The organism is Dokdonia sp. R78006 (genome assembly GCF_042466145.1).
Lineage (GTDB): Bacteria > Bacteroidota > Bacteroidia > Flavobacteriales > Flavobacteriaceae > Dokdonia.
The window spans coordinates 317,702-341,006 of sequence record NZ_JAXHBU010000001.1 but is presented as its reverse complement, the minus strand read 5'-3'; the positions used below and the strand labels follow the sequence as shown (position 1 = coordinate 341,006).

Here is a 23,305-nt window from a genome sequence, read left to right as displayed (position 1 = left end):
CCTTATTATTATATAAGGGTTTTTTTTGTGCACGATTTTTGTAATTTCAACGTTATAAAATTGACAATGAAGAAACTACTTATTTTATCCTTTTTGATATTGAATTTCGCTTTCGCGAAAGCGTCATATATCCTTATCCCTATGGATATAGAGACTCAAAGGGAGCATCTTAAAGCATATGGAATCACGTACTGGTCACTTGATAAAAACCAAAAAGTAAAATGGTTACTAAACTATAGAGGCGGCTCTTTCTTGCTACCAGATACCGAAGAGGTACGCCGCGAGTGTACCATACGTGGTGTCTCTTATGAAGTATTATCAGACGGACAAACGGAGCAAATTCTAACAGAAATAGCGAGTCCTTCTCAGAATATGGAAGCAATTGTATTAGAAAAAGCACCAAAAATTGCTGTTTACACGCCAGACAGTAAGGTGCCTTGGGATGATGCCGTGACCATGGTGCTTACCTATGCAGAGATACCTTATACTACGATTTACGATACAGAAGTACTAAGTGATCAGCTTATTTTATATGATTGGTTACACTTACATCACGAAGATTTTACGGGACAGTTTGGAAAATTCTATGGCTCTTACCGCGCCTCGCCTTGGTATATAGAAGAGAAAAAAGCAGCCGAAGCACTTGCTACCAAATTAGGTTACGATAAAGTATCAAAAGAAAAAGGCGATGTAGCTCTTAAAATACGAGACTATGTTGTGGGTGGAGGCTTTATGTTTGCTATGTGTAGTGCAACAGATAGTTTCGATATTGCCCTCTCTGCCGAGGGAGTAGATATTTGCGAGCCAATGTTTGACGGAGATCCTAGCGAACCAGGATATACTTCAAAAATAGACTTCCAGAAAACATTTGCTTTTAAAAACTATACCCTAGAGCGTTCTCCTACTACCTACGAGTTTTCGTCTATAGATATGACGAGTAAACGTAAGATTCTTTTTCAAACAGATTATTTTACCTTAAAAGATTACAGTGCAAAATGGGATCCTATTCCTACGATGCTTTGTCAAAATCATACGGCTCTTGTAAAAGGATTTATGGGACAGACTACAAGTTATGATCCAGAGACTATCAAGTCTAATGTGCTAGTAATGGGTGAAAACCTGACTAACGGTGAGGCAAGATATATCCACGGGATTAAAGGAAAAGGTTTCTTTACGTTCTATGGAGGTCACGACCCAGAAGATTATCGGCACAGAGTAGGTGATCCTAAGACAGAGTTAGAACTACATCCTAACTCGCCTGGTTATCGTTTGATATTAAATAATGTACTGTTTCCAGCAGCGCGTAAGAAAAAACAAAAAACCTAATTATATTGAGTAGAGTATTTATCATACTATTTGCAATAGCCTTTGTGTCTGTCTCTGATGCTCCAGAGCGACTTGCTTGGCATAGCCAGCGAGTACTGCAATGGTCAGATTTTAAAGGAACACCAGATTCTTTAGAACGATGGGCTGCTAGTTCTAGCACGGGTCTTAGTCAGGGATATGCTTCTAACAGCGATGGTTATATAGACAAAGAAAGTCTTACAGTCACGGCTCATTTCTATCCGGAGTACTCATGGGTGCGACATCAAGAAAAGAGTAAGCATCTTCTGGCTCATGAGCAAACACATTTTAATATTACAGAAGTGTATGCACGTAAGCTTGAAGATAAAGTAGCCGCGTTTACGTTTACATCAAATAGTCTTGAAGAAATAAAAATGCTTTATAAAGAAGTAGAGGAAGAGCGTATCGCTACTCAGCAATTATTTGATAAAGAAACAAACCACTCGATTGACCATATGAAAGAAGTACAGTGGGAGCTTAAAGTTGCAAGATGGTTAAGAGGAGATTTTGAAGAATAGAAAACTAGATACACATTCTAACACATAAAAAAACTGGATTCTCATTCTTGAGAATCCAGTTTTCTGTTTCTTAGCCTAAAGCCTAAAGCCTAAAGCCTAAAGCCTAAAGCCTAAAGCTTATGCTTAGTTGTAGAAAGGTACTTCTACACGAGCATTACCCCACGCCATGTGAAGGTGAGCTCCTTGATCTACAGGTGTGAATTCCATTCCAAAATACTCAATAGACTCATCTGCTTGTGTTACTGGAACCGTGATACGAGCTACATCATTTGCTTCTTTATAAAAGTAAGATCCCCATACATTAAGGTCAGAGCTTAAAATGATGGTCCACTCAGCACCATTAGGCATTGCATACATTGTGTACGTTCCTGCTTTTACTGGCGTCGTTCCTAGTTTCATATCCTTGTAAAGAGTAATCTCTGCTGCTTCATTTGCACCTAGTCTCCATACTTTACCGTCTGGAGCAAGTTTTGAAAGCTCACGCTCTTTAAGCTGAGGGCGGCTATATGTTACTTTTACTAGCTTATTTGATTCCTTGTAATTAGATGGAAAAGCCGCTTGATCCATTGGGCTTTTATCTACATTAAAATCTTGTGCAGTTACAGATGGTGCAGCAACAAATGCTAGTGCCACCATAGCAGTCATAAAAAACTTTTTCATAATAGTAATTGTGTTTAAGAGTTAATTAGTCTTGAAATAGCTCTCAAGGCTCCTTCAAAGTTATGCTGTAAGTCTCACAAAAGTGCTAAAACTTTCAAAATGTTTTAGAAGTACGCTTTCGCGAAAGCGTATAACTTCATATTAATACGTTTAATAGATTTATAGTTATAATATGTAACTGTAATTGATGTAATTGTTTTATTAAAGGAAGTATAATTGCATATTTGGCTTATTAATAACAATAAATATATAAAATCATGTGTGGAATTGTATGTGCCTTTGATCTCAAGGAGAAAGCCGAAGATTTACGTCCTCAATTATTAGAAATGTCAAAAAAAATCCGCCACAGAGGACCGGATTGGAATGGAGTTTTTAATAATGATAAAGCCATCATGACACACGAACGTCTGTCTATAGTAGATCCAGCTTCTGGAAAGCAACCGTTATTTTCAAAAGATAAGAGTCTAGTACTTGCGGCAAATGGGGAGATATATAACCATAAGGAATTACGTGAGACCTTAACTGGAGATTACGAGTTTCAAACAGCATCAGATTGTGAGATCATACTCGCACTTTATAAAGAACACGGTCATGACTTTTGTGACAAGCTCAACGGGATTTTTGGCTTTGCGTTATATGACGTAGCCAAAGATGAATATTTTGTAGCCCGTGATCACATGGGGATTATTCCACTCTATATGGGATGGGATCAGCACGGGACTTTTTATGTAGCTTCTGAGTTAAAGGCACTAGAAGGTGTTTGTTCTAAGATAGAATTATTTCCTCCAGGACATTATTACTCTAGTGTAACAGGAGAGCTCACACGCTGGTACTCTCGTGACTGGATGGAATATGATAACGTAAAAGATAACGAGTCAAGTATAGAAGAGTTACACGATGCACTTGCGGCATCTATAAAGCGCCAACTTATGAGTGATGTGCCTTATGGGGTATTACTTTCTGGAGGTTTAGATTCTTCAATCACCAGTGCAGTTGCAAAGCTATATGCAGAAAAGCGTATAGAATCTGGTGATGAGCAAGCTGCGTGGTGGCCACAGTTACACTCTTTTAGTATAGGACTTAAAGGTTCTCCAGATCTAGCAGCTGCTCAGGTGGTAGCAGATCACATAGGGACAGTACATCACCCTATTGAGTTTACGATACAAGAAGGGCTAGATGCTATACGAGATGTAATCTATCATCTAGAAACATATGATATCACCACAATAAGAGCGAGTACGCCTATGTACTTAATGGCACGTGTGATTAAATCTATGGGAGTAAAAATGGTACTCTCAGGAGAAGGAGCAGATGAGATTTTTGGAGGATATTTATACTTCCATAAAGCACCAAATGCAAAAGAGTTTCATGAGGAGACTGTGCGTAAACTAGATAAGTTACACATGTATGACTGTCTACGTGCAAATAAATCACTTGCAGCCTGGGGAATAGAAGGGCGTGTTCCTTTCTTAGATAAAGAATTTATGGATGTGGCTATGCGTCTTAACCCTCAAGATAAAATGATTACTAAGGAGCGTAAGATGGAAAAATGGATCTTGCGTAAAGCCTTTGAAAAGTATTTACCAGAAAGTGTAGCCTGGAGACAAAAGGAGCAATTTTCAGACGGTGTAGGTTATTCATGGATTGATAGTCTTAAGGAAGTAGTAGATGAAGCTGTGAGTGCTACCCAAATGGAAAACGCTCATCATAGATTCCCTATCCATACGCCTCAAAACAAAGAAGAGTTTTACTACCGTACTATTTTTGAAGAGCACTTCCCGAGTGATGCTGCAGCGCGCTGTGTGCCTTCTGTGCCAAGTGTAGCTTGTAGTACACCTACAGCACTAGAATGGGATGAAGCTTTTAAAAATATGAATGATCCATCAGGTAGAGCTGTTGCTTTTGTACATGATGATGCTTATTAAGAATATGTAAATTGTTAAATAGAAAAACCGCTTTATCTTAAAGGATAAAGCGGTTTTTTAATGTGTGAAATTGAAAGGCTTTTATTTAATCAATACTCACTTTATTAATAGTAAATTTCATATCTCCTAGAGGACCTGTAATTTCATTAATTCTAGAGTTGGTGTAGTATAAATCACCTTTGTAAATACTAAAGGTATCTGCCCAGCGCACTTGGTCACCTTCAATAAGTGTAGATACTTCTTTAGTGTTAGTATCCATTTTCATCACCTTATTATTCTCTAAGTCCGCGAAGTAAAGGTTACTAGCATCATCAAGTATCATCCCGTCTGGTGCACTTGTTTTCTTAACTAGAGACACGCTATTTTCTATATCTTCTTGTGTGCCATTAATAAGTGTTGAAGTTGGGATAGCATATAAGCTATAACCGCTTAGTGCGTGGTAATATAAAATGTCATTATTTACATCTAATGCAATACCATCAGAATGTACTTTGTTCTCCCAAGTACTGCCATCAGGAAATGTAAGTTGGCTTACTTCAGCTTGTGTTGAGGTGTGCTCATTAAGCACTCTTTTAGATTCGCCAGACTCAAGATCTAAAATTACAAGTCCTGCATGTCCAGAGTCTGTAAAGTAAGCTTTGTTGTTTTTTACATCTATACGCACATCGTTTATGTATGAGTCTTTATGGATGCTACTTTCTGTAATAGTGTAGGTGCGTTTTAATGAGTTTGTAGTTAGATCAAATACAAAGATTTTTGGGTTGTCAATCACACCACCAAATAATGGATTACGAGTATCCACTACATATAAATCATTATTGAAAGCGACTACAGATTGTACCGCTACAAAAAGTGAATCATTAACTTCTTTTCCATCTTCCCATGTATTCCACTGTTCGTTAGGGAATGCAGCCGATTCATTATTTTCTAATACTTCAACTACAGAGTTTTCTACACCTTTTCTCCATCTTGGGAAATTAGCAAATATTCTACCTTCATTACTTACCGTAACACCTGTAACTTGTTGTCCCGTAAAAGAAGCTACTTTAGTGATTACTGGGCTTTCTTGAGTTTTCTGTACTTCTTTTGTTTCTGTAGCGTTCTTGCAACTTATTATAGAAAATATAACTAGCAGCGATAGTATTGTTTTATTCATGATATGAGTTTTATAATGTATGGTACTTCTTTAACCTTGCAAAGATAGTACGGCTATTTACGCCTAGCGAATAGAAAGTGTTAGGCTTATTATAAAATTCAAGAAACCTTGTTCAGATCATGTAGTCACGTATTCTTTTAAATCAGAAGTTAAGATATCTGTGAGTTCGCGCTCATTATCAGGATTTGTCTCTGTAAAAATAAATCCAAATACAGGATAGCTATGTATATCTAGTGGTCTTACTAATACTGGTTTTTCAAACTTTGTAGCTATCTTCTTGTAGTCAAAACTTTTGATGTTTTCGGCAGGGATACCCGTGCTATTATCGAGTATAATTATGCTAAAGACTTTATCTTCCTTGCTTTTAAATATCTGGTCCCAGTTAGGTTTTTTGCTTTCGCGAAAGCATACATAAGAATTAAAATCTACAGTAACACCAAGTGAGTCACCCGTAGTACAAAATCCTCCAAAACGTAACGGATTAACCTCAATAGGAGTGATCTTTCCAGAAGCACCTATACGTATCTCTGCATGCGCAGGAAAATTCTTGAGTTGTAATTCTTGTCCTAATGCGTTTAGAAATTCATGTATGGCAGTACTATGTGTGGTGATAATATCTTTTGAGGTGCAATAAACGCGATCGCTAGTGTCTTTTCCAGAAGAGAATAGGTGGTGTAAAATGTTTAAGATTACAACCTCACCATTTGCATTGTGATAGTAATCTATAGCAAATTCTTCTCCTTGAATAAATTCTTCAATAATGAAATATGTGGTGTCCAGCACATTTTTAGGAAAGATGCTTTTGAGCTTCTCTGGGTGTAGCTCTTTCTTTGCCTGTTCCCAATCATGTTGATCTTGAATAATATGAACGCCTATACTGAAAAAGCCAACACTAGGTTTTATAACAAAAGGAAATTTCAATGTTTCGGCATCTAGAAGATGCACATCTGTTAGAGAAAGCTTTTGGAAATAAAAGTCTGGAAACAAGCTTTTTGTAAGTTCTCTAAACTGGACTTTATCCTTCAAGATATTTATTTGTCGAGCAAGCTGGCTATCTCCCAGGTGCTGTTCTATCCATACCAGCGCGTTTTCTGAATTTGAGTATAGCGTTGTCTCTGGATTATCGTTATAGACAGTTATAGCATCCTGCTCATCAATCCAGTTAAGTGTGTCATCTTGTATGATAGACATCGCAACTGGAGTTGCAATAATGGGGTAGTTATTTTCCTTTATAGTTGCAATAAGAAAATCTGAAGCAAATGGCTTATCTATTAAAAACATAATGATGGTTATTGTGAGGTACTCTAATTAAACTTTAAGCCGTAGCGGTTCCAAAATAAGCGCTTATCCCGCTCAAGATACTTTGTACAGCATATGCGGCTAAGATGAGTCCCATTATTTTACTAATAACTGTAATCCCATAGTTGCCTATGCGCTCTTGAAGTTTATTTGCTCCAAGTAAAATCAAGCAAGTAAGTCCTATCACAAATAGCACGAGCGCTGTAGCTATAAACTGCTCTTGTATGGAGTAAATGTGATTATCTGTCATCAAAACCACTGCCATAATTGCTCCAGGTGAAGCAATAGATGGTATAGCAATAGGGAAAATGGTCACGTGTTTATAATCTGTTATTTTACTCTTTTCTTCTTCTGGTTTGCCATCGCCAAAAATCATAGTCAGCGCAAATAGAAATAGTATTACACCTCCAGAGATCTGGAAGGCATTTAAGGAAACAGACATGCCCTCAAGAATGAGTTGCCCTATCACAATAAAAAATAAGAGTATTAAAAATGCTATCACAGAAGCTCTAATAGCAATTTTCTTTTTGTGACGTAAATCAAATTCTTTTGTAGCCTCTAGATATACAGGGATAGATCCTATAGGGTCGATCACTGCAAAAATGAAGAAAATGGAAGTGATGATTTCAGACATTTGTCGCTTTTTATAATGAATTGTAAATGTAGCATTTTCTCATTCTTCATATTCTCAAATTGGAAAACAGCTTGTAAATAATATAGTGCAGCTGTAATATCACGTGTCCTTTTTGTTAACGTGGTACTTGTAATTTAATTTACCCCGATTTTTTGCTAAGATGCAGATATTCAGACTAAAGCATTATATTTAAGGCTTATGGCTATAAAAACATCCACAGACGCTGCTTCCTATATTTCTATAAAAAATTGGTCTGAAGATGATAGACCACGAGAAAAACTAATGATTAAAGGGCGGTCAGTGTTATCTGATGCAGAGTTAATCGCTATTTTGATAAGTTCTGGTTCTAGAGAAGAAAGCGCAGTCGCATTAAGTAAACGCATTCTCTCACAGGCCGAGAATAATCTTTCGGAGCTGGGTAAATTTTCGGTAAAAGATCTAATGAAATTTAAGGGAATAGGAGAGGCAAAGGCAGTTACTATTGCTGCTGCACTAGAACTAGGGAGAAGGAGAAGTGGTGGAGAGACGCTTTCGCGAAAGCGTATTTCTTCCTCAAAAGATGCTTATCAAATTTTACAACCAATAATAGGAGAGCTAGGGCATGAGGAATTCTGGGTACTTTTTTTAAATAATTCAAATAAGGTGTTGCGCAAAGATCAAGTGAGTAAAGGCGGACTCACGGGGACGCTAGTAGATGTGAGGTTAGTCATGAAAACGGCTATAGAGCTTAGTGCTGTCGGTATGATTTTAGGGCACAATCACCCTTCTGGAACATTGAAACCATCACAGGCAGATAAGCTACTTACTGCCAAACTTAAAACGGCTGCACAGAGTCTGGATATCCAAGTCTTAGACCATATTATTGTGACCGAAAAGCAGTATTTTAGCTTTGCCGATGACGGCATTCTATAATCACTGCCCGCCTCATGTTACTCGTTTATACGCATAAAATTACACCTCGTGTTTCATATACATTCAAGCATATATGTACACGTATTCTTGGGGTGCCAGTGCAGTTTACTAGTAAGCTAGAAGCTTTTATTGCTCACGAGGGACCTAAACTTTCATATACCAATAAAAAATTAGGTAACGAACTTCACATAAGAAGTACAGACTTGCTCTTTGATCAAGGAGTGCTCTCTATGGATGTAAGTGTGCAAGACTGGGATGGAGTTCCATGCTTTTTCCAAATAAGAGAAGCAACTACAGAGATTCCTTATGATATTTTTGCAGCGACATTTTACTTGTTAAGTAGGTACGAAGAGTATTTACCTCATGTAAAAGATGAGTTAGGACGCTTTCCTGCCTCAGAGAGTCTGGCGGGAATACATGGTTTTTTACAGCAGCCAGTCATTGATATCTGGATACATCGCTTTGCAGCGGTACTAGTAAATAGTTTTCCGGCAATTGAGTTAAAGGACAGCAGCTACCATACACATATGATGGTTACAGTGCCTCAGGCTTTCAAATATAGGAAGCTAGGTGTGTTGCGTATGCTGGGAGGTTATATGCGAGATATAAGTAAATTACGCTTGCGCGAAATTTTAAAACGAACGCAGGTATTAGTAGGCGCTCGTAAAGATCCTTATGACACCTTTGGGTGGCTTACTAATGTGCAGAAAAATGAGAAGTGTCTCTTTCAGGTATTTTTTCAAGTAGGAGATTATGGTAAGGATGGGAAGAATATAAAGCATTCTAAGCGCAGTTTTCAAAGCACCATAAAAATGGTGGCAGACTATTGCAAAGTAGGTTTGCTGGTTTCACCACAGGCAGCACGTGACAAGATTTCTTTAGGTTTAGAACGTAAACGTCTAGAAGAAATAGAGCACAGACCATTGCGTAGTATACACATCTCAAATTTTAAATTGAATTTGCCTCACGTATATCGTGATGCTTTAGATCAAGAGATTCAAGAAGATTTCACCATGGGCTATGATGGAATTATAGGCTTTAGAGCAGGTACATCGCAATCATTCTTGTATTACGATCTCGATTATGAGATACAGACGCCATTAGTGATAAATCCAGTATGTATGCAGTCTGACGTCATCATAAATTATAAAAATCACACCATAGATTTTGTACTTCTCAAAGAATTACAAGATCGCCTTAAAAACATAGGAGGAGTATTTAGAATCTCTTTTTCTAATGATTCCTTTGATGATATTTACAGTAAAAAACTCTTTAGACACTTACTAGCAGATGGCTAACATTACAGATATATTTTTTGACCTAGATCACACCTTATGGGATTTTGACCGTAATAGTGGTTTAGCATTCGCCAAAATTTTTGAACTAAACAATCTTTCTATTAATTACGACGAGTTCTTAGAAGTTTATAGTCCTATAAATTTCCAGCAATGGAAATGGTATCGAGAAGAGCGCATTACTAAAGCACAGCTACGCTATGGAAGGTTTAAAAAGACTTTTGATAAAATGGGTATCTCTGTAACAGATGATATTATTGATAGACTCTCTGATGATTACATCAATCACTTACCAGAGAATAATTTTCTATTTGATGGTACCATAGAACTACTAGACTATCTAGCGCCTAATTATAAGATGCACATTATTACAAATGGCTTTCAGGAGGTGCAAACTACTAAAATGGAAAAGTCAGGTCTGGCACCTTATTTTAAAACCATGACCACTAGCGAGTCTGCCAATGTAAAAAAGCCAAATCCTAAAATTTTTCATGTAGCTATGGAAAAAGCAGGAGCAGCCGCCAGTACTAGTATTATGATAGGTGATACTTATGAAGCAGATATAGTGGGTGCTATAAATGTAGGGATGGATGCTATCTGCTTTAATTACCACAAACTAGCATTACCGCAAGGAATAAAAGAAGTTAAGAGTATCATGCAGCTTAGAGATCATTTATAGCAATAATAAATGAGTAACTACCGTTTTAATCTTTCAAGACACAATACGTATCATATATGGGTTATTATAGACGGATAAATTTTGTTATTGTATTACTGCTTCAGCTATTAGTAGTTGCTTCTTGTGTAAGTGATATAGATTTGGATCGTATTGATGAGGTTGTTCTTACTCCAAGAATTGATGCAGATCTTGTTTTCTTTACTCTTAGTGCTTCAGATTTTGAAACTGCAAATACAAATACTGCTCAATTAGTTGTGCGAGATACAACTAGACTCGAGTTTCTTGATGATAATGTGGTTCAAGAAAATTTAAAAGAAATAGAGCTCACATATCGTTCTGATAATACATTTAATAGTGCTCTTATAAATAGATCTTTGTTTTTAGATGACGCTGGAGTTATTCAATATGAAGTGAGCTTTCCTATAAACGCATCACAAAATGGGGGGGTAGCTACTACAAGATATCAAGTGATTCTTTCTGAAGAAGATATAGAGGCTATTAGGAATTCCATACAGCTAGTAAATGAAGTGACGTTATTCACAAATGGGATTGTAAATGAGGGAGTTTTAACCCTGCAGAGTAAAGCAATCTATTCATTAGAACTTTCAGACCTTTAATATGCGTGTACTAGCTATTATAATCTTTCTAGTATCACTAAGTACTTTATCTGCACAAAACAGACAACTTCTGTATAATGTGCAAGAGTTACCTCAGTCACTACTAAGTAATCCTGCTAGTGTTATTAATTTTGATAAGCATATAGGTATACCACTTTTATCAGGATTTTCTGTTGAGGTAGGTTCATCTGGAGTAAGTGCTTATGACCTTTTTAGGTCAGATCGTGATATTAATACCTCTATCGATATTGCCATCGCCGAGCTTGATAATAAGGATTATTTTGGCTTAAATCAGCAGCTAGAGATTCTATCTTTTGGTTGGAGATCTAGAAAGTCTGAGATTTATTACTCTGGAGGTTTGTATCATGAGATAGACGCACTCATGTATTTCCCTAAAGACATCGCAGTGCTAGCCTATAGAGGTAATGCAGACTATATTGATAGAGCGTTTAACTTTTCTGATCTTTCGTTTACAGCAGAGTCACTCTCTGTTTATCACTTTGGATTACAGAAAAAAGTAAATGACTCTTGGCAATTAGGAATAAGAGCTAAAGTTTACATGAGCGTAGCAAATGTAAATAGCATAGATAACACTGGAACCTTTGTCACTAGAAGTACGCCGGAAGGTCCTAATTTTTATAGTCATCAACTTCGTAATGCAAGACTAGGAGTTAACACGTCTGGAATTGCATCATTATTTGATGATGAGGAGTCTACTGATGTTGGTGAAATTGCTAGTAATGCTTTCTTAAGTGACAACATTGGAATGGGGCTAGACATAGGATTTACACACTTTCTCAATGATCAATGGACAGTTACAGGAAGTCTTATAGATATTGGTTTTATAAAACATAAAGGAGATGTTAGAAATTTTAGTGCGACAGGAGATTACGACACGAGTGGTATTGAGCTTGAATTTCCAGGTTCTATACAAGGAGTCGAGACAACTTCATACTGGCAAGAGCTAGAAGATGAGTTTGAAGATGCAGTTATACTTGAAGACAGCCTGTCTAATCCCTATACAAGTTGGCGTCCCTTAAAAATAAACGGTTCTATACAGTATTCCTTTGGTGAGGATAGAAGAGAGGGGTGCAACTGTAGGTCCCAATCAAAAAGAAATTATAATAATAGAGTAGGTGCTCATTTATATAGCATAAAAAGGCCTAGAGGTGTTCAAACAGCATTTACGGGTTACTATGAAAAACAGTGGAGCAATAAGTTGCTATCGCGAGTTACATATACTTATGACAAACGTTCGAGTAAAAACATAGGACTTCTAATGAGTGCAAAAATTGATAAATTTAATCTTTATCTTGCTGCAGATAATTTATTAGAATTTACAAATCTAGCAAAAGCTAGAGGCGCGAGTTTGCAGCTTGGAATGCAGCTAGTCTTCAACAACAAATAATCCCAAAATGAAATTATTACTTAGCTTATTATTCACTGTATTTATAGGGTCTTCATTAATATCTCAATCTGTTAATGATTACAAGTACGTTATTGTGCCTGAGAAATTTGATTTTTTAAATGAAAAAGATCAATATCAAATGAATAGCTTAACTACATTTCTTTTCAATAAGTACGGTTTTGAGGCTTATGTCGCAAAAAGTGATGACCTCCCTTTAGATTATACGCGTAATGGTTGTAATGTACTCTATGCTGATGTTACAGAATCTTCAGGAATGCTTAGAACCAAATTGCAAGTGAAATTATTAGATTGTAATGATGCTGTAGTCTTTATTTCAGAAGAAGGTTCTAGTAAGCTTAAAGAATATAAGAAAAGTTATCATGAAGCATTGAGAAGGGCTTTTGAATCTATTGAAGAGCTTAATTATGCGTATCATGAAAATAACACTGTGGTGGTTGAAGAAAAACCTACTATCACAGAAAAAGTTGAGAGACTTACAGTAGATAATACACCTAAGGTAGAGAATATAGTTAAGTCTACTGCTTTTAGTCAAGAGCAAGTAGGTAATGAGTCACTTACCGAAAAAGCTGTGTTGGCGGTACAATCTTATGTTAGTACAGATGGTGCTTATGAGGCACTAACCGCTGGTTCATCTATTCAGTTTTTTGAAAATTCTCAAAAAATAGGTGAGGTGACTAATGTAAATGTAGATGCACCTTTTCAAGTGAAAACAACGCAATTTAGTGGTAAGGGGTATTTAAAGGAAGGACGCCTTATTGTAGAACGTATTATAAAAGGTATTGCAGATCCTATTGAAATGATCTTTATAAAGAAGTAGGATAATTTTAATATCCATATTTAGAGCCCCATTTTTCTTTTAAGCTTTCGCGTAAAGATTTTTCGCGGGCATTATTAGTAGGTTCGTAAAACCTGGTGCCACTTATTTCGGGTGGCATAAATTCTTGCTTTACAAAACTACCTGGGAAGTCATGTGAGTATTTATAATCATCACCATACCCTATTTCTTTCATTAACTTGGTAGGAGCATTACGTAACGGGAGTGGCACAGATAGGTCTCCTGTTTGTTTTACTAGCTGTTGCGCTTTTCCAATTGCAAGGTATGAGGCATTACTTTTTGGTGAGGTGGCAAGGTAAGTCACGCACTGACTGAGTATAATTCGTGCTTCTGGATACCCGATTGTAGTTACTGCTTGAAAACAATTATTAGCAATTACCAGTGCCGTAGGATTTGCATTACCAATATCTTCAGAAGCTGCAATAATAAGACGGCGAGCAATAAATTTAATATCTTCTCCACCTTCTATCATACGGGCAAGCCAATAAACTGCCGCATTAGGATCACTACCGCGTATTGATTTTATAAAAGCAGAAATTATGTCGTAATGCTGCTCTCCAGTCTTGTCATAACGTACAATATTCTGTTGCACTTTAGATTGGACCATATCATTAGTAACAATTACCTCCTTTTGAGGCTCTGTAGTTACTATAAGTTCAAATATATTGAGCAATTTACGAGCATCTCCACCACTTAAGAATAGTAGTGCTTCCGTTTCTTTAAGTGTGATATCTTTCTTCTTGAGAATGCTATCTTCTGTAATCGCTCTGTTAAGTAGTAATTCTAAATCTTTCTTGTCAAAAGGTTTTAGGATATATACTTGACAACGGGATAGCAGTGCGGGAATAACCTCGAAACTTGGATTTTCTGTAGTAGCGCCTATTAATGTGACCCAACCACGCTCTACTGCGCCTAGTAGAGAATCTTGTTGAGATTTTGAAAATCTATGAATCTCGTCTATAAAAAGAATAGGATTTTTCTGAGTAAAAAGTCCTCCACTTTGTTTTGCCTTGTCAATAACGTCGCGTATATCTTTTACGCCACTGTTTATTGCGCTCAATGTGTAGAAAGGTCTGTTAGACTCTTCAGAGATAATAGTAGCGAGGGTTGTCTTTCCTATGCCTGGAGGCCCCCATAAAATAAGCGACGGGATAATACCTGCTTTTAATGCCTGCTGTAATGATCCATTAGGACCTACAAGGTGCTGCTGGCTGAGGTAATCTTCTAATTTTTTAGGGCGTAACCTTTCTGCAAGAGGAGTATTCATATTACAAAAATAGCTATTTTGATGAGGTCTTTCGTGACAATATTACATCTACTTCATCTGTGGGCGTTAATTTGTAGTTAAAGAGATAACCACATTATTATGAACAAAGAAGCAGATTATTTTAAGTTTTATAACGGGGTATTAGTGTACCCATTGTTGTTTGTGCTCGTGATGTGGATTATATTTTGGGTAGAAATAAAGTTCGGCTTAGACTTCACAAGATGGGGTGTTAAACCGCGTACTGTATCGGGAATAAGAGGTGTGATTTTCTCACCATTTATTCATTCTGGAATTAAACACTTATGGCACAACACCGTGCCATTACTTGTACTTAGTGCCGCCTTGTTTTATTTTTATAGGAAAATATCTTGGCGTGTTTTGGCGCTTCTAATACTCTTAAGCGGTGCAGGTACTTGGATGATTGGAAGAGTTTCCTATCACATAGGTATGAGCGGCGTTATATATGCGCTAGTTTCTTTTCTCTTTTTTAAAGGGATTCTAGCAAAGCATTTTCGGCTTATTGCACTTTCCTTAATAGTTGTCTTTCTATACGGTAGTCTCATATGGGGAACGCTACCCACTAGTGAGACTATATCTTGGGAAGGACATTTATCTGGATTTATAGCTGGAGGATTGGTTGCGTTATGCTTTCGCGAAAGCGTACCAAAACCAGTCACATACAACTGGGAGCAACCAGATTATGCTTCAGAACAAGATCCATTCATGCAGCAGTTTGATGAAAACGGAAACTTTTTTGAGCTACCTCCAGAAATTGACCAAGATGGGGAAACGGAAACTATTGTGATAAGTTATGAGTATAAAGAGCCTAAATCAACTGAAAAAGGTGACTTATGAGCGTTGTCTAACTATTTCATAAAGAAAGGCACCACAGGCTACCGAAACATTTAATGAAGCAATAGAGCCCTTAAGAGGGAGTTTTGCCTGTTTGTCTACAATTTTGAGAACGCCAGGAGATACCCCACTGTCTTCACGACCCATTACTATAGCCGTAGGTGGTGTAAAGTCCGTTTCAAATAAAGTAGTATCAGTTTTTTCAGTCGCAGCCACTACTTGTACACCAGATCCTTGTAGGTAATAAATAGCATCTTTGATGTGGTCAACCTTTGCAATAGGAATATTAAATGCAGCTCCTGCCGAGGTTTTTATAGCCACACCATTTACCGGTGCACCTCCTTTTTTAGGAATAATAATACCGTGAACACCTGTACACTCTGCAGTACGTATGATGGCACCAAAATTTCTTACATCAGATAATTGATCTAATAATATAAATAGGGGAGCAGCTTCAGTTTCTACAACAGCATTTACAAGTTCTTCAAAATCATAATATGAAATTGCGCTCACTACTGCAATTGCTCCTTGGTGGTTCTGTTGCGTTAGTTTATTAAGTTTTTCAATAGGTACATGTGAAGTTTGTACACCATTTTTTTTGATGAGCGTATTGAGTTCACTCAATAAAGGATTATGTAGTCCTTTTTGAAGGAAAACTTTATCTATTTCTTTACCAGCTTGTATAGCTTCTATGATGGCACGAGTACCAAAGATTTGTAGGTCTTTTTTAGTTGATTCCACCATCGCAGTCTAATTGTTGTATTTGTTGTTCATATTGAGGATTTGCAGGACAATCGCTTTCTACATAATCTGCAAGTAGATTTCTTAATCTTCTACAGTTAAACATAGATGCATCTGCTGTATATGCAGCATCAGCTGCTTCAATCTGACTTAATGATGATCCGCAATCAAACGGAACTTCACTGTTAGAATCATCATCATTGTTTCCACAAGATATCAAAACTAGCATTATGACAACAGGAAAGATGTAGTTGTATATTTTTTTCATAAGAATTTTGTAAAAGAAAAGGGCTACCATGTCTTTCGACAAAGGTAGCCCTTTTTAATTATAATAATAGTTATCTTATAGATAAGCAACCGTGAAAGAAGGATTACCATCTGCATCGCTTACTTTTGTAATAGTAGCAAAGTTAACTGCTCCAGCCGCAACTTCCGCATCTGTAAACGTTTGTTGACCATTAAACTCTACAGTAGCACCATCTTCTAATCTGATGAATACATTGTAGTCTATAGGAGTGTCGTTAGCAAAGAAGAATTGCAATTGTACAGTGTAATCTCCATCAGGAAAATCGCTTGAAAGTACAAGTTCTTCGTATCTATCTCCAGTAAAACCTGTTAAAGCTCCACCATCACCAAAAATCACCAAATCAAGATCGTTAGCATCTGGATTAGTCCAGTCAAACAAAACAGTCGCGGCATCAAAGTTTGCCTCAGGAAGTCTATCAAATACGTCAAGTTGAACATCGTTAGAGTTAACTAAAATTTGTTGTCCTTCAATATTACTGTCTAATCCAATAACTTCTAGGTCGATAAGGTCATTTATAGAACCTATTCCGCTTGCTGAAAATCCGTTTCCTCCAGGAGTAAATACTGTTCCTGAAAGCGAAGTAGCTCCAGCGGGAAGGTCAAAATAAGTGTTTATAAATGAAGTATCATCGGCTCTTGCTTCTATACCTACAGACGATAAACTATCTACAGATTGACTAAACATAACTGTAAAAGGAATTAAATCACCTGGAGCTGTAAAGTCCCTTGTAGATGAAATGGTAGCCTCTATAACTACGTCAGTTGCGCTGTTTTCAAGTACTTTAACATCTCCCTCGTCATTATAACAAGAGGTAAGTAAAGAAGCAGCGAAACCACTCATAAGGAGTATATTCTTAAAATTTGCTTTCATATTAATGAGTTAAGTAAAGTGTAGGAGAGATTTTTAAATACCTCCTACACAATATGTTTTATAATTTCGTTAAAGTAATTTGTACTTCTCCTGCAGGAACTCCACCACAACCTACACTATCTTCTGTGAAGTTGATTACGAAAGATGTATCATCATCTTCAGAGTATGGTAATGCATTTGCAGACGAGTTAAGTCTTAGTCCTCCACCGGCACATCCTAAATTGGTACCCATACCATCACGTCCGGTTTGTACACCACATAGGAAGTTTATAGTAAAAGTCATATCAGGTTGACCAATTCCAAATTGTTCAAGATAATTAGCTTCAAAGCTTCTCTGATAGACTGACTCTGAACTTAACGTTACAGTCTGTGGAAGAAAAATATCTCCAAAGATACCACCAATCGTAGTTTCAACAGCATAATCACCTGTAGCAAAACCATCTGGTAATGGACATACAATAAGTGTTGATAATCCAAATCCTTGCATTTGACCACCCTCAGATTGCAAATCAGCATCTAAATCGTCAAATTCAACAATTTCACCTTGTGTACCAGTAGCTACATTTCTAAATACAAATGTATCACCCAGACCAAGTTCATCAACAGTTAATCCAAAAGCGCTAGCTAAATCTCCTGTTGTAATTACAATATCTGATGGAAATGTAGTGACTGTTTGGATAAGTGCAAACTCACTCTGCTCGCTTGAAGGAGCTGGAGTTCTACGTTGCGCTATGATATCAAAAGAGGCAACATTGTTATTAGGTGCACCTACTGTGAAGGCAAATACTCCGTTAGGTACATCGTTACCATCTATAACTGCTGTAGTAATATCTGCAGTTACAAAAACTCCTGCTCGTCCCTCTACCGCACCTGGCTCACCAAATGGAAGAAGTCTTTTGTCTTCATCTTCACACGCTGTCAAAAAAGCCAGTGCACAAACAAAAAGAGATAAAAATTTAATCTTTTTCATAATAATACTAGTTTAAAGGTATTGATGAGTCTGCCCAGAAAACTGACTGATTTAAGTCTGGTTTTTGTTGTACAGATAAATTTAAGTTTGCAGTTCCTCCTACGTAAAATAACGATCTAGGGAAATCTCCTGCGCCACCAAGTTGAAGGTGTGGTTGTAAGTTATTAGGGAATCCAGTTCTACGGTAAAAGTTGTAAAACTCATTTCCACTTTGATAACAAGAAATCCAAAACTGAGTTCCTAATATTTGAAGTTGATCATCTACAGAACCTGCAGCGTCAAAATCTGCTATCACATTTGAAGCAAAAGCTACTCCATTATCATCTGTAGCTAAATCTCTATCAAATGCAGTAACAAAAGATACTGATTTTTCAATAGCTCTTTGAAGTAATACGTTTGCAGCAAGATCTGCAGTACCTAGACGAAGTGCCGCCTCTGCTCTCATCATGTCAACTTGCCAAGCCATTAATAAAGGAGATATTCCTTCTCCGTTTATACCATCGCCATCACCAACTCCACCACCGTCGCCAGTATCAACATTTCCTCCAATAGGGTATGAACCGTAAGTTGATCTTAAATTATTGTCTGGTGGTATACCTCCAGAATCTCCGTGATCACGTCCCCAATAAGCCGCTGGATTATCATCAGTTAAATCAAACGCACAGAATACGAATTCTGGAGCATATGGTGAAGGATCATCAAAACAAGGTAATGCATCTCCTATAGATGGATTGGTAATCCCTGTAGGGAATTCAGTAGTTTGACGATAGAAATAATGAGCAGCACGTGGATCTTCTCCGAAATACTGATCATTGATGTCTACCATTCTGTACATCAAACTGTTTGAAATATAATCTCCAGGAGTATCGTCACCATACTCGGCAACATAAACTGGGTTTCTTGATTCTGGATTGGTACTCGTCCCATACTGAAGTGCAACGCTGTCCTCTATATCTTCTATTAAATCCCCACTAGCAATAAGAGCATTTAGCTCTGTAACATTACCAAGATTTAAATGATATTTAAATTGTAACGTAGTAGCAAACTTTTTCCAGTTTTCACTCTTATTTGTTTGCGATCCGATATCGTCACCAGCAAAAAATAAGTTTAAAGGAATATCTCCTCCTACAATACTTCCTGTAGTGATATCTGGATCTAGATCTCTATCAAATGCCGCAATTGCAAGATCTAATTCTGCTAACGCTGCAGCATAAACTTGATCACCAGGTGTAAGGGCAGGGTTGAAGTTTTCAAGACCTAAGGCAGCCTCATCAAAAGGTACATCTCCCCAGAAGTCAACTAACGTCATCAATGCATACGCTTTTATAGTACGTACCATTCCTTCTTCATAAGCGGCATCGAGCTCTACTAATTGTGGAATGATCACGTTTGAGTCTAAAAGAATTCCTGCATAAGCAGCATTCCACGCTCCTCCCCCTGAACCAGGGCTAAATGCATTTTGATATGTAGTACCAAACATCCATGATAAACGTGTGGCATCTGCTGCAACAGCTGATGTGCTTCTAAATACATTGTTCATTTGAAATTGTAGACCATCAATACCTGAGGCAAGATTAATCTGTTCTGGTCTTAGCTGGTTGGGATTATCCAGCAAGCCTTCAAGCTCAGTAGTTTCACAAGAGGAAAATAAACCAAGTGCGGCCACTAAACCAAATCCTATTTTTGTTCTTAGTTTCATGTTTAATTTTTTTTAAAAAGTTACCTTAACACTTGCTCCATATCTTCTAGAATTCCAAGAAGTTAGGAAGTCAAATCCGAATCCATTACCAACTCCAACAGAGTTTACGTCTGGATCAAAATTAACGCCTTTAGGAGTGTTCACTGCTTCAACAAAAAGGTTGTAACCTTGAGCTGTAATAGAAAGAGATCCAAATGGAGTGTTTTCTAGAAGTTCTGCAGGGAAGCTATATCCAACAGCAAGTTCTCTTAAGCGGATGTTAGTAACATCATAAACGTTAAATTCATCAGCACCAAAACCATAGTTGTCAAAATACGCCTCTGTAGGAGCAAGTTGAACCGTATTAGGTTGTCCAGTGTTCTGATTTACTCCGTTTAGAATAAAAGTTTGTGTTCTGTCAAAATCGGTATCAGTTGTTAAACCACGAGCAGCTAGAGTGTTTACAGTTCTTAAAAACATGTCTCCTCCGTGTTGATATTCAATTTGAGCAGTTAAATTCCAGTTTTTGTATCTGAAACCGTTTACTAAACTCATTGTCCAGTCTGGATTAGGATCTGCAATTACTCCAATATTACTATCAGTTACATAAAATCCTGTGTCATCAACAAGTAGGTTACCATTTTCATCTCTAGCAACTCTTGAACCTTGAATAATACCGAAAGCTTGATCTTCGATTGCATAGTTTCCTAAGTCATCACCAAATCCAGCAATTTGAACTGTTTGTCCGTCTGTGTCTGTTACAATATTTTCATTCACATTGTAATTTCCATCAATGCTCCATACAAAGTTTTCGCTTTTTACAGGAACTACTCTAAACCCTAATTCTATACCTTTATTATTCACGTTACCGAAGTTATCAGCAAATGATGTAAATCCACTTTCAGCAGGTAAAGGTCTGTTGATAATTTGGTCTTCAGTATCTTTATTGTAGTATGTGAAATCAAAACTAACTCTGTTGTTGAAAAGTCTTGCCTCCATACCAACTTCAAATTCTTTTGAAAGCTCTGGCTTTAAATCTGGATTAGGTAAGAAGTTCTGAACATTGTTTGTAGCGATGTTATTACCACCAAGATTAAATGCTTGACTATTGATTCCTAAGTTTGGACGTGTGCTATAAGGTGATGCAAATCCTGGAGCTTGTCCATAACCAGCACGAACCTTAAGATAATCAACAAATGTATTTTTGATTGACGGAATAGCGCCAGTTACGTCTATAGACATACTTCCTCCGTAAGAAAATACAGATCTGTTTGCTTCTTCAAACACAGAAGACCAGTCATTACGAGCAGAAAGATTTAAGAATGCCCAGTTACCATAATCTAATGTAGCATTACCATAAACTGCGTTGTTGTTTTCTTCTGATGTGAAGTTCCCACTTGACGCTAGTCTGTTTTCAAATACACTATGTCTAAATAATCCAAAAGCATTTGCTAATTGTCTATCACTTTGAACTGATACTTGACTAAACTCGTTTCTTCTTAGGTTTAATGCACCTGTAAAAGTTAAACGTAAATCATCCTCAATAATGTCTTTATCTAAGTTGAATAAAACAGAATGATCATGAATAGTGTTTTGATTTGTAATCGTGCTTAAATATCCAAAAGGTCTTGCACCATCGTTTGCACCTGCATTGATAGCTCTAAATTGATCTTCTGCATAGTAATCTAAACCATAACGGTAAGTTAAACTAATATCATCTGTAAATTTGTAAGTAACGTTTGTGTTACCAAATAAACGATTGGTTAAGTTGTTATCTCTTGTATTATCAACAACCCATAATGGATTAGTTCTATCGTTACCTGCACGGTACCAAATAGACTCACCAGTATCAGGAAGTGATGATGGAGATCCAAATAAATCTACAGATCTTGGTATGTAAAGAACATTCCAGATAGATGCGATTCCCGCACCAAATACATCACTACCAAATGAAGCATCTGTCATTGGAGAAGTCTTATCAAACTTAGCGTAAGATAGTTTACCTGATATTGAGAAATTGTTACTCAATTCTGCAGCTCCACCTAAACTAAAGTTATTTCGTCTTACTGTGTTCCCTGGTACGAATGACTGATCTTCAAGGTGAGAGTAATTTAAGCTGAAATTTGAAGCTCTTCCATCCTTAGACATTGAAGATCCTGCTAGGTTAATAGAAGTATTGCTAATTACCCCAGTTCTAAAAAATTGCTCTTGACTGTCATAAGGTCTGTATTCTACACTCGTTGCATCTAAATCAGTACGACCTGGAAAAACTTCCGATGGCAATACACCATCAAAACGATCAATGTTTTGAAAAGCTCCTAAGAATGCATTAGGTATTGTCTCTTGGCTAGAAAAAGCCGATCCCCAGTTTGAGAAGAAAGGTCCGTAATCCTGAAAGAATCCACCACCATAAGTGTTTTGGTAATCTGGAAGTCTAATTTCATTAAAGAATAATGAAGAAGAAACCGTAACTTCTGTTTTGTTCTTGCGATTAGCCCCACTCTTAGTGGTAATAAGAATTACACCATTTTTACCCTCTTCACCATACAGTGCGGTAGCAGATAGTCCCTTTAGAACACTCATGCTTTCAATATTATTTGGATCTAAATCTCCAAATCTTGAAGCTGTATTTGAACTTGTTATAAAACTCCCTGACTGGTTAGTGTCAGATGAGAAAGGTACTCCATCAACGATAAAAAGTGGTTGATTACTTCCACCAATTGATGAATAACCTCTAATTATAATGTTTGTTCCTGATCCAGCTACACCTCCAGTAGATGTAATACGTACACCTGGTGCTTTACCTTGGAGTAGTCTTCCTACATCACCTACAGGTTTGTTTTCAATTTCCTCACTTGAAATCGAAGTAACTGCATATCCAAGAGCTTTCTTTTCTCTTTTAATACCTTGTGCAGTTACAATTACTTCTTCAAGTGCATTGTCTGCAGCCAAACCTATATTAATAGTTGTTTGACCACCTACTGTAACTTCTTTTGTAGTAAAACCTACAAAACTAAAAACAAGTACATCTGTTGCACTTGCTTGAATTGAGTAGTTACCATCAAAATCTGTTTGGGTTCCGGTTGATGTTCCCTTAATAATGACATTTGCACCAGGCAAAGGACCATTTTCTTCGGTAACAGTTCCGGAAACTGTTGTCTGTGCAAAGGAAACTTGCACTACAAACGCTAGTAATAGCGTTAAAATTCCACTAAACTTTGTTTTCATTTTTATAAATTATTTGAATTAGCCATGGCTAAAATAACATTTTATATATAAAAATTAATATTTCTTTAACGGAAATTAGATTTTAAATG

21 protein-coding genes are annotated in these 23,305 nt (G+C 37.0%); 10 read left to right on the top strand and 11 right to left on the bottom strand.

Annotation, left to right across the window (positions count from 1 at the left end):
- Nucleotides 1-66: 66 nt before the first annotated feature.
- Together SJY37_RS01635 and SJY37_RS01630 are read left to right on the top strand one after the other, a co-directional pair.
- Nucleotides 67-1,326, top strand: coding sequence for an asparagine synthetase B (locus tag SJY37_RS01635; RefSeq protein WP_298328981.1), 1,260 nt, complete (start codon nt 67-69; stop codon nt 1,324-1,326).
- A 5-nt stretch (nt 1,327-1,331) separates the two neighbouring features.
- On the top strand, nt 1,332-1,862 hold the full coding sequence (locus SJY37_RS01630) for a hypothetical protein (RefSeq protein WP_298328978.1): 531 nt from the start codon (nt 1,332-1,334) through the stop codon (nt 1,860-1,862).
- 123 nt (nt 1,863-1,985) lie between these two features.
- Here the strand turns inward: SJY37_RS01630 and SJY37_RS01625 are convergent, their stop codons facing one another.
- A complete protein-coding gene (locus tag SJY37_RS01625; protein ID WP_298328976.1) occupies nt 1,986-2,522 on the bottom strand; it encodes a DUF2911 domain-containing protein in 537 nt (178 codons plus the stop codon).
- Nucleotides 2,523-2,779: 257 nt separating this feature from the next.
- Here SJY37_RS01625 and asnB point away from each other — a divergent pair, with 257 nt between their 5' ends.
- Nucleotides 2,780-4,447: an asparagine synthase B gene (gene asnB / locus SJY37_RS01620; protein WP_298328973.1), complete on the top strand. Its 1,668-nt coding sequence runs from the start codon at nt 2,780-2,782 to the stop codon at nt 4,445-4,447.
- A gap of 85 nt (nt 4,448-4,532) precedes the next feature.
- Here asnB and SJY37_RS01615 read toward each other — a convergent pair whose 3' ends face one another.
- The 3 genes from SJY37_RS01615 to SJY37_RS01605 form a co-directional block, all read right to left on the bottom strand.
- On the bottom strand, nt 4,533-5,603 hold the full coding sequence (locus SJY37_RS01615) for an L-dopachrome tautomerase-related protein (protein ID WP_379952721.1): 1,071 nt from the start codon (nt 5,601-5,603) through the stop codon (nt 4,533-4,535).
- 117 nt (nt 5,604-5,720) lie between these two features.
- Nucleotides 5,721-6,884, bottom strand: a complete 1,164-nt coding sequence (locus SJY37_RS01610) for an ATP-grasp domain-containing protein (RefSeq protein ID WP_379952719.1) — start codon at nt 6,882-6,884, stop codon at nt 5,721-5,723.
- A 34-nt stretch (nt 6,885-6,918) separates the two neighbouring features.
- Nucleotides 6,919-7,536 (bottom strand): MarC family protein, encoded by a 618-nt coding sequence (locus tag SJY37_RS01605; protein ID WP_108876891.1) that lies wholly within the window; start codon nt 7,534-7,536, stop codon nt 6,919-6,921.
- A 198-nt stretch (nt 7,537-7,734) separates the two neighbouring features.
- Between SJY37_RS01605 and radC the strand changes: the two genes are divergently transcribed.
- From radC to SJY37_RS01575, 6 genes are read left to right on the top strand one after another with little or no spacing between them, the layout of a single operon-like run.
- Nucleotides 7,735-8,448 (top strand): DNA repair protein RadC, encoded by a 714-nt coding sequence (gene radC, locus SJY37_RS01600; protein WP_379952718.1) that lies wholly within the window; start codon nt 7,735-7,737, stop codon nt 8,446-8,448.
- 14 nt (nt 8,449-8,462) lie between these two features.
- Nucleotides 8,463-9,746 (top strand): polysaccharide deacetylase family protein, encoded by a 1,284-nt coding sequence (locus SJY37_RS01595; RefSeq protein WP_379952717.1) that lies wholly within the window; start codon nt 8,463-8,465, stop codon nt 9,744-9,746.
- Nucleotides 9,739-10,422 carry a YjjG family noncanonical pyrimidine nucleotidase gene (locus SJY37_RS01590; RefSeq protein ID WP_298328952.1) on the top strand — a complete coding sequence of 228 codons (684 nt, stop codon included), beginning with the start codon at nt 9,739-9,741 and terminating at the stop codon, nt 10,420-10,422. Before SJY37_RS01595 ends, SJY37_RS01590 begins: the two co-directional genes overlap by 8 nt.
- A gap of 56 nt (nt 10,423-10,478) precedes the next feature.
- Nucleotides 10,479-11,039 carry a hypothetical protein gene (locus SJY37_RS01585; protein WP_298328949.1) on the top strand — a complete coding sequence of 187 codons (561 nt, stop codon included), beginning with the start codon at nt 10,479-10,481 and terminating at the stop codon, nt 11,037-11,039.
- A 1-nt stretch (nt 11,040) separates the two neighbouring features.
- Entirely contained in the window at nt 11,041-12,447 is a 1,407-nt protein-coding gene (locus SJY37_RS01580) for a DUF5723 family protein (protein ID WP_379952716.1), read from the top strand.
- A 7-nt stretch (nt 12,448-12,454) separates the two neighbouring features.
- Nucleotides 12,455-13,285, top strand: coding sequence for a hypothetical protein (locus SJY37_RS01575; RefSeq protein WP_298328943.1), 831 nt, complete (start codon nt 12,455-12,457; stop codon nt 13,283-13,285).
- 7 nt (nt 13,286-13,292) lie between these two features.
- On the opposite strand, the gene SJY37_RS01570 is transcribed toward SJY37_RS01575, so the two are convergent.
- A complete protein-coding gene (locus SJY37_RS01570; RefSeq protein ID WP_298328939.1) occupies nt 13,293-14,570 on the bottom strand; it encodes a replication-associated recombination protein A in 1,278 nt (425 codons plus the stop codon).
- Between the two features lie 99 nt (nt 14,571-14,669).
- Between SJY37_RS01570 and SJY37_RS01565 the strand changes: the two genes are divergently transcribed.
- Nucleotides 14,670-15,425 carry a rhomboid family intramembrane serine protease gene (locus SJY37_RS01565; protein WP_298328935.1) on the top strand — a complete coding sequence of 252 codons (756 nt, stop codon included), beginning with the start codon at nt 14,670-14,672 and terminating at the stop codon, nt 15,423-15,425.
- Here SJY37_RS01565 and rlmB read toward each other — a convergent pair.
- The 6 genes from rlmB to SJY37_RS01535 all read right to left on the bottom strand — a co-directional run bounded on the left by rlmB (nt 15,420) and on the right by SJY37_RS01535 (nt 23,216).
- The gene (rlmB, locus tag SJY37_RS01560) at nt 15,420-16,166 is read right to left on the bottom strand and encodes a 23S rRNA (guanosine(2251)-2'-O)-methyltransferase RlmB (protein ID WP_298328931.1); all 747 of its coding nucleotides are present in this window, start codon (nt 16,164-16,166) and stop codon (nt 15,420-15,422) included. The two genes, SJY37_RS01565 and rlmB, sit on opposite strands and share 6 nt — an antisense overlap.
- Nucleotides 16,150-16,431 (bottom strand): hypothetical protein, encoded by a 282-nt coding sequence (locus tag SJY37_RS01555; protein WP_298328928.1) that lies wholly within the window; start codon nt 16,429-16,431, stop codon nt 16,150-16,152. Before SJY37_RS01555 ends, rlmB begins: the two co-directional genes overlap by 17 nt.
- 75 nt (nt 16,432-16,506) lie before the next feature.
- Nucleotides 16,507-17,340, bottom strand: coding sequence for a hypothetical protein (locus SJY37_RS01550; RefSeq protein WP_298328925.1), 834 nt, complete (start codon nt 17,338-17,340; stop codon nt 16,507-16,509).
- Nucleotides 17,341-17,398: 58 nt separating this feature from the next.
- Nucleotides 17,399-18,310 (bottom strand): hypothetical protein, encoded by a 912-nt coding sequence (locus SJY37_RS01545; protein WP_298328922.1) that lies wholly within the window; start codon nt 18,308-18,310, stop codon nt 17,399-17,401.
- Nucleotides 18,311-18,317: 7 nt separating this feature from the next.
- Nucleotides 18,318-20,009, bottom strand: a complete 1,692-nt coding sequence (locus SJY37_RS01540; protein ID WP_298328919.1) for a SusD/RagB family nutrient-binding outer membrane lipoprotein — start codon at nt 20,007-20,009, stop codon at nt 18,318-18,320.
- 12 nt (nt 20,010-20,021) lie between these two features.
- A complete protein-coding gene (locus tag SJY37_RS01535) occupies nt 20,022-23,216 on the bottom strand; it encodes a SusC/RagA family TonB-linked outer membrane protein (RefSeq protein WP_298328914.1) in 3,195 nt (1,064 codons plus the stop codon).
- Nucleotides 23,217-23,305 lie beyond the last annotated feature (89 nt).

What these genes read in the sequence shown, in the direction of transcription:
- SJY37_RS01635 (WP_298328981.1), top strand. Translation starts at nt 67, where the DNA reads ATGAAGAAACTACTTATTTTATCCTTTTTGATATTGAATTTCGCTTTC.
- SJY37_RS01585 (WP_298328949.1), top strand. Translation starts at nt 10,479, where the DNA reads ATGGGTTATTATAGACGGATAAATTTTGTTATTGTATTACTGCTTCAG.
- SJY37_RS01590 (WP_298328952.1), top strand. Translation starts at nt 9,739, where the DNA reads ATGGCTAACATTACAGATATATTTTTTGACCTAGATCACACCTTATGG.
- SJY37_RS01575 (WP_298328943.1), top strand. Translation starts at nt 12,455, where the DNA reads ATGAAATTATTACTTAGCTTATTATTCACTGTATTTATAGGGTCTTCA.
- rlmB (WP_298328931.1), bottom strand. Translation starts at nt 16,166, where the DNA reads ATGGTGGAATCAACTAAAAAAGACCTACAAATCTTTGGTACTCGTGCC.
- SJY37_RS01610 (WP_379952719.1), bottom strand. Translation starts at nt 6,884, where the DNA reads ATGTTTTTAATAGATAAGCCATTTGCTTCAGATTTTCTTATTGCAACT.
- SJY37_RS01580 (WP_379952716.1), top strand. Translation starts at nt 11,041, where the DNA reads ATGCGTGTACTAGCTATTATAATCTTTCTAGTATCACTAAGTACTTTA.
- SJY37_RS01565 (WP_298328935.1), top strand. Translation starts at nt 14,670, where the DNA reads ATGAACAAAGAAGCAGATTATTTTAAGTTTTATAACGGGGTATTAGTG.
- SJY37_RS01625 (WP_298328976.1), bottom strand. Translation starts at nt 2,522, where the DNA reads ATGAAAAAGTTTTTTATGACTGCTATGGTGGCACTAGCATTTGTTGCT.
- SJY37_RS01535 (WP_298328914.1), bottom strand. Translation starts at nt 23,216, where the DNA reads ATGAAAACAAAGTTTAGTGGAATTTTAACGCTATTACTAGCGTTTGTA.
- radC (WP_379952718.1), top strand. Translation starts at nt 7,735, where the DNA reads ATGGCTATAAAAACATCCACAGACGCTGCTTCCTATATTTCTATAAAA.
- SJY37_RS01550 (WP_298328925.1), bottom strand. Translation starts at nt 17,340, where the DNA reads ATGAAAGCAAATTTTAAGAATATACTCCTTATGAGTGGTTTCGCTGCT.
- SJY37_RS01545 (WP_298328922.1), bottom strand. Translation starts at nt 18,310, where the DNA reads ATGAAAAAGATTAAATTTTTATCTCTTTTTGTTTGTGCACTGGCTTTT.
- SJY37_RS01595 (WP_379952717.1), top strand. Translation starts at nt 8,463, where the DNA reads ATGTTACTCGTTTATACGCATAAAATTACACCTCGTGTTTCATATACA.
- SJY37_RS01615 (WP_379952721.1), bottom strand. Translation starts at nt 5,603, where the DNA reads ATGAATAAAACAATACTATCGCTGCTAGTTATATTTTCTATAATAAGT.
- SJY37_RS01540 (WP_298328919.1), bottom strand. Translation starts at nt 20,009, where the DNA reads ATGAAACTAAGAACAAAAATAGGATTTGGTTTAGTGGCCGCACTTGGT.
- SJY37_RS01570 (WP_298328939.1), bottom strand. Translation starts at nt 14,570, where the DNA reads ATGAATACTCCTCTTGCAGAAAGGTTACGCCCTAAAAAATTAGAAGAT.
- asnB (WP_298328973.1), top strand. Translation starts at nt 2,780, where the DNA reads ATGTGTGGAATTGTATGTGCCTTTGATCTCAAGGAGAAAGCCGAAGAT.
- SJY37_RS01605 (WP_108876891.1), bottom strand. Translation starts at nt 7,536, where the DNA reads ATGTCTGAAATCATCACTTCCATTTTCTTCATTTTTGCAGTGATCGAC.
- SJY37_RS01555 (WP_298328928.1), bottom strand. Translation starts at nt 16,431, where the DNA reads ATGAAAAAAATATACAACTACATCTTTCCTGTTGTCATAATGCTAGTT.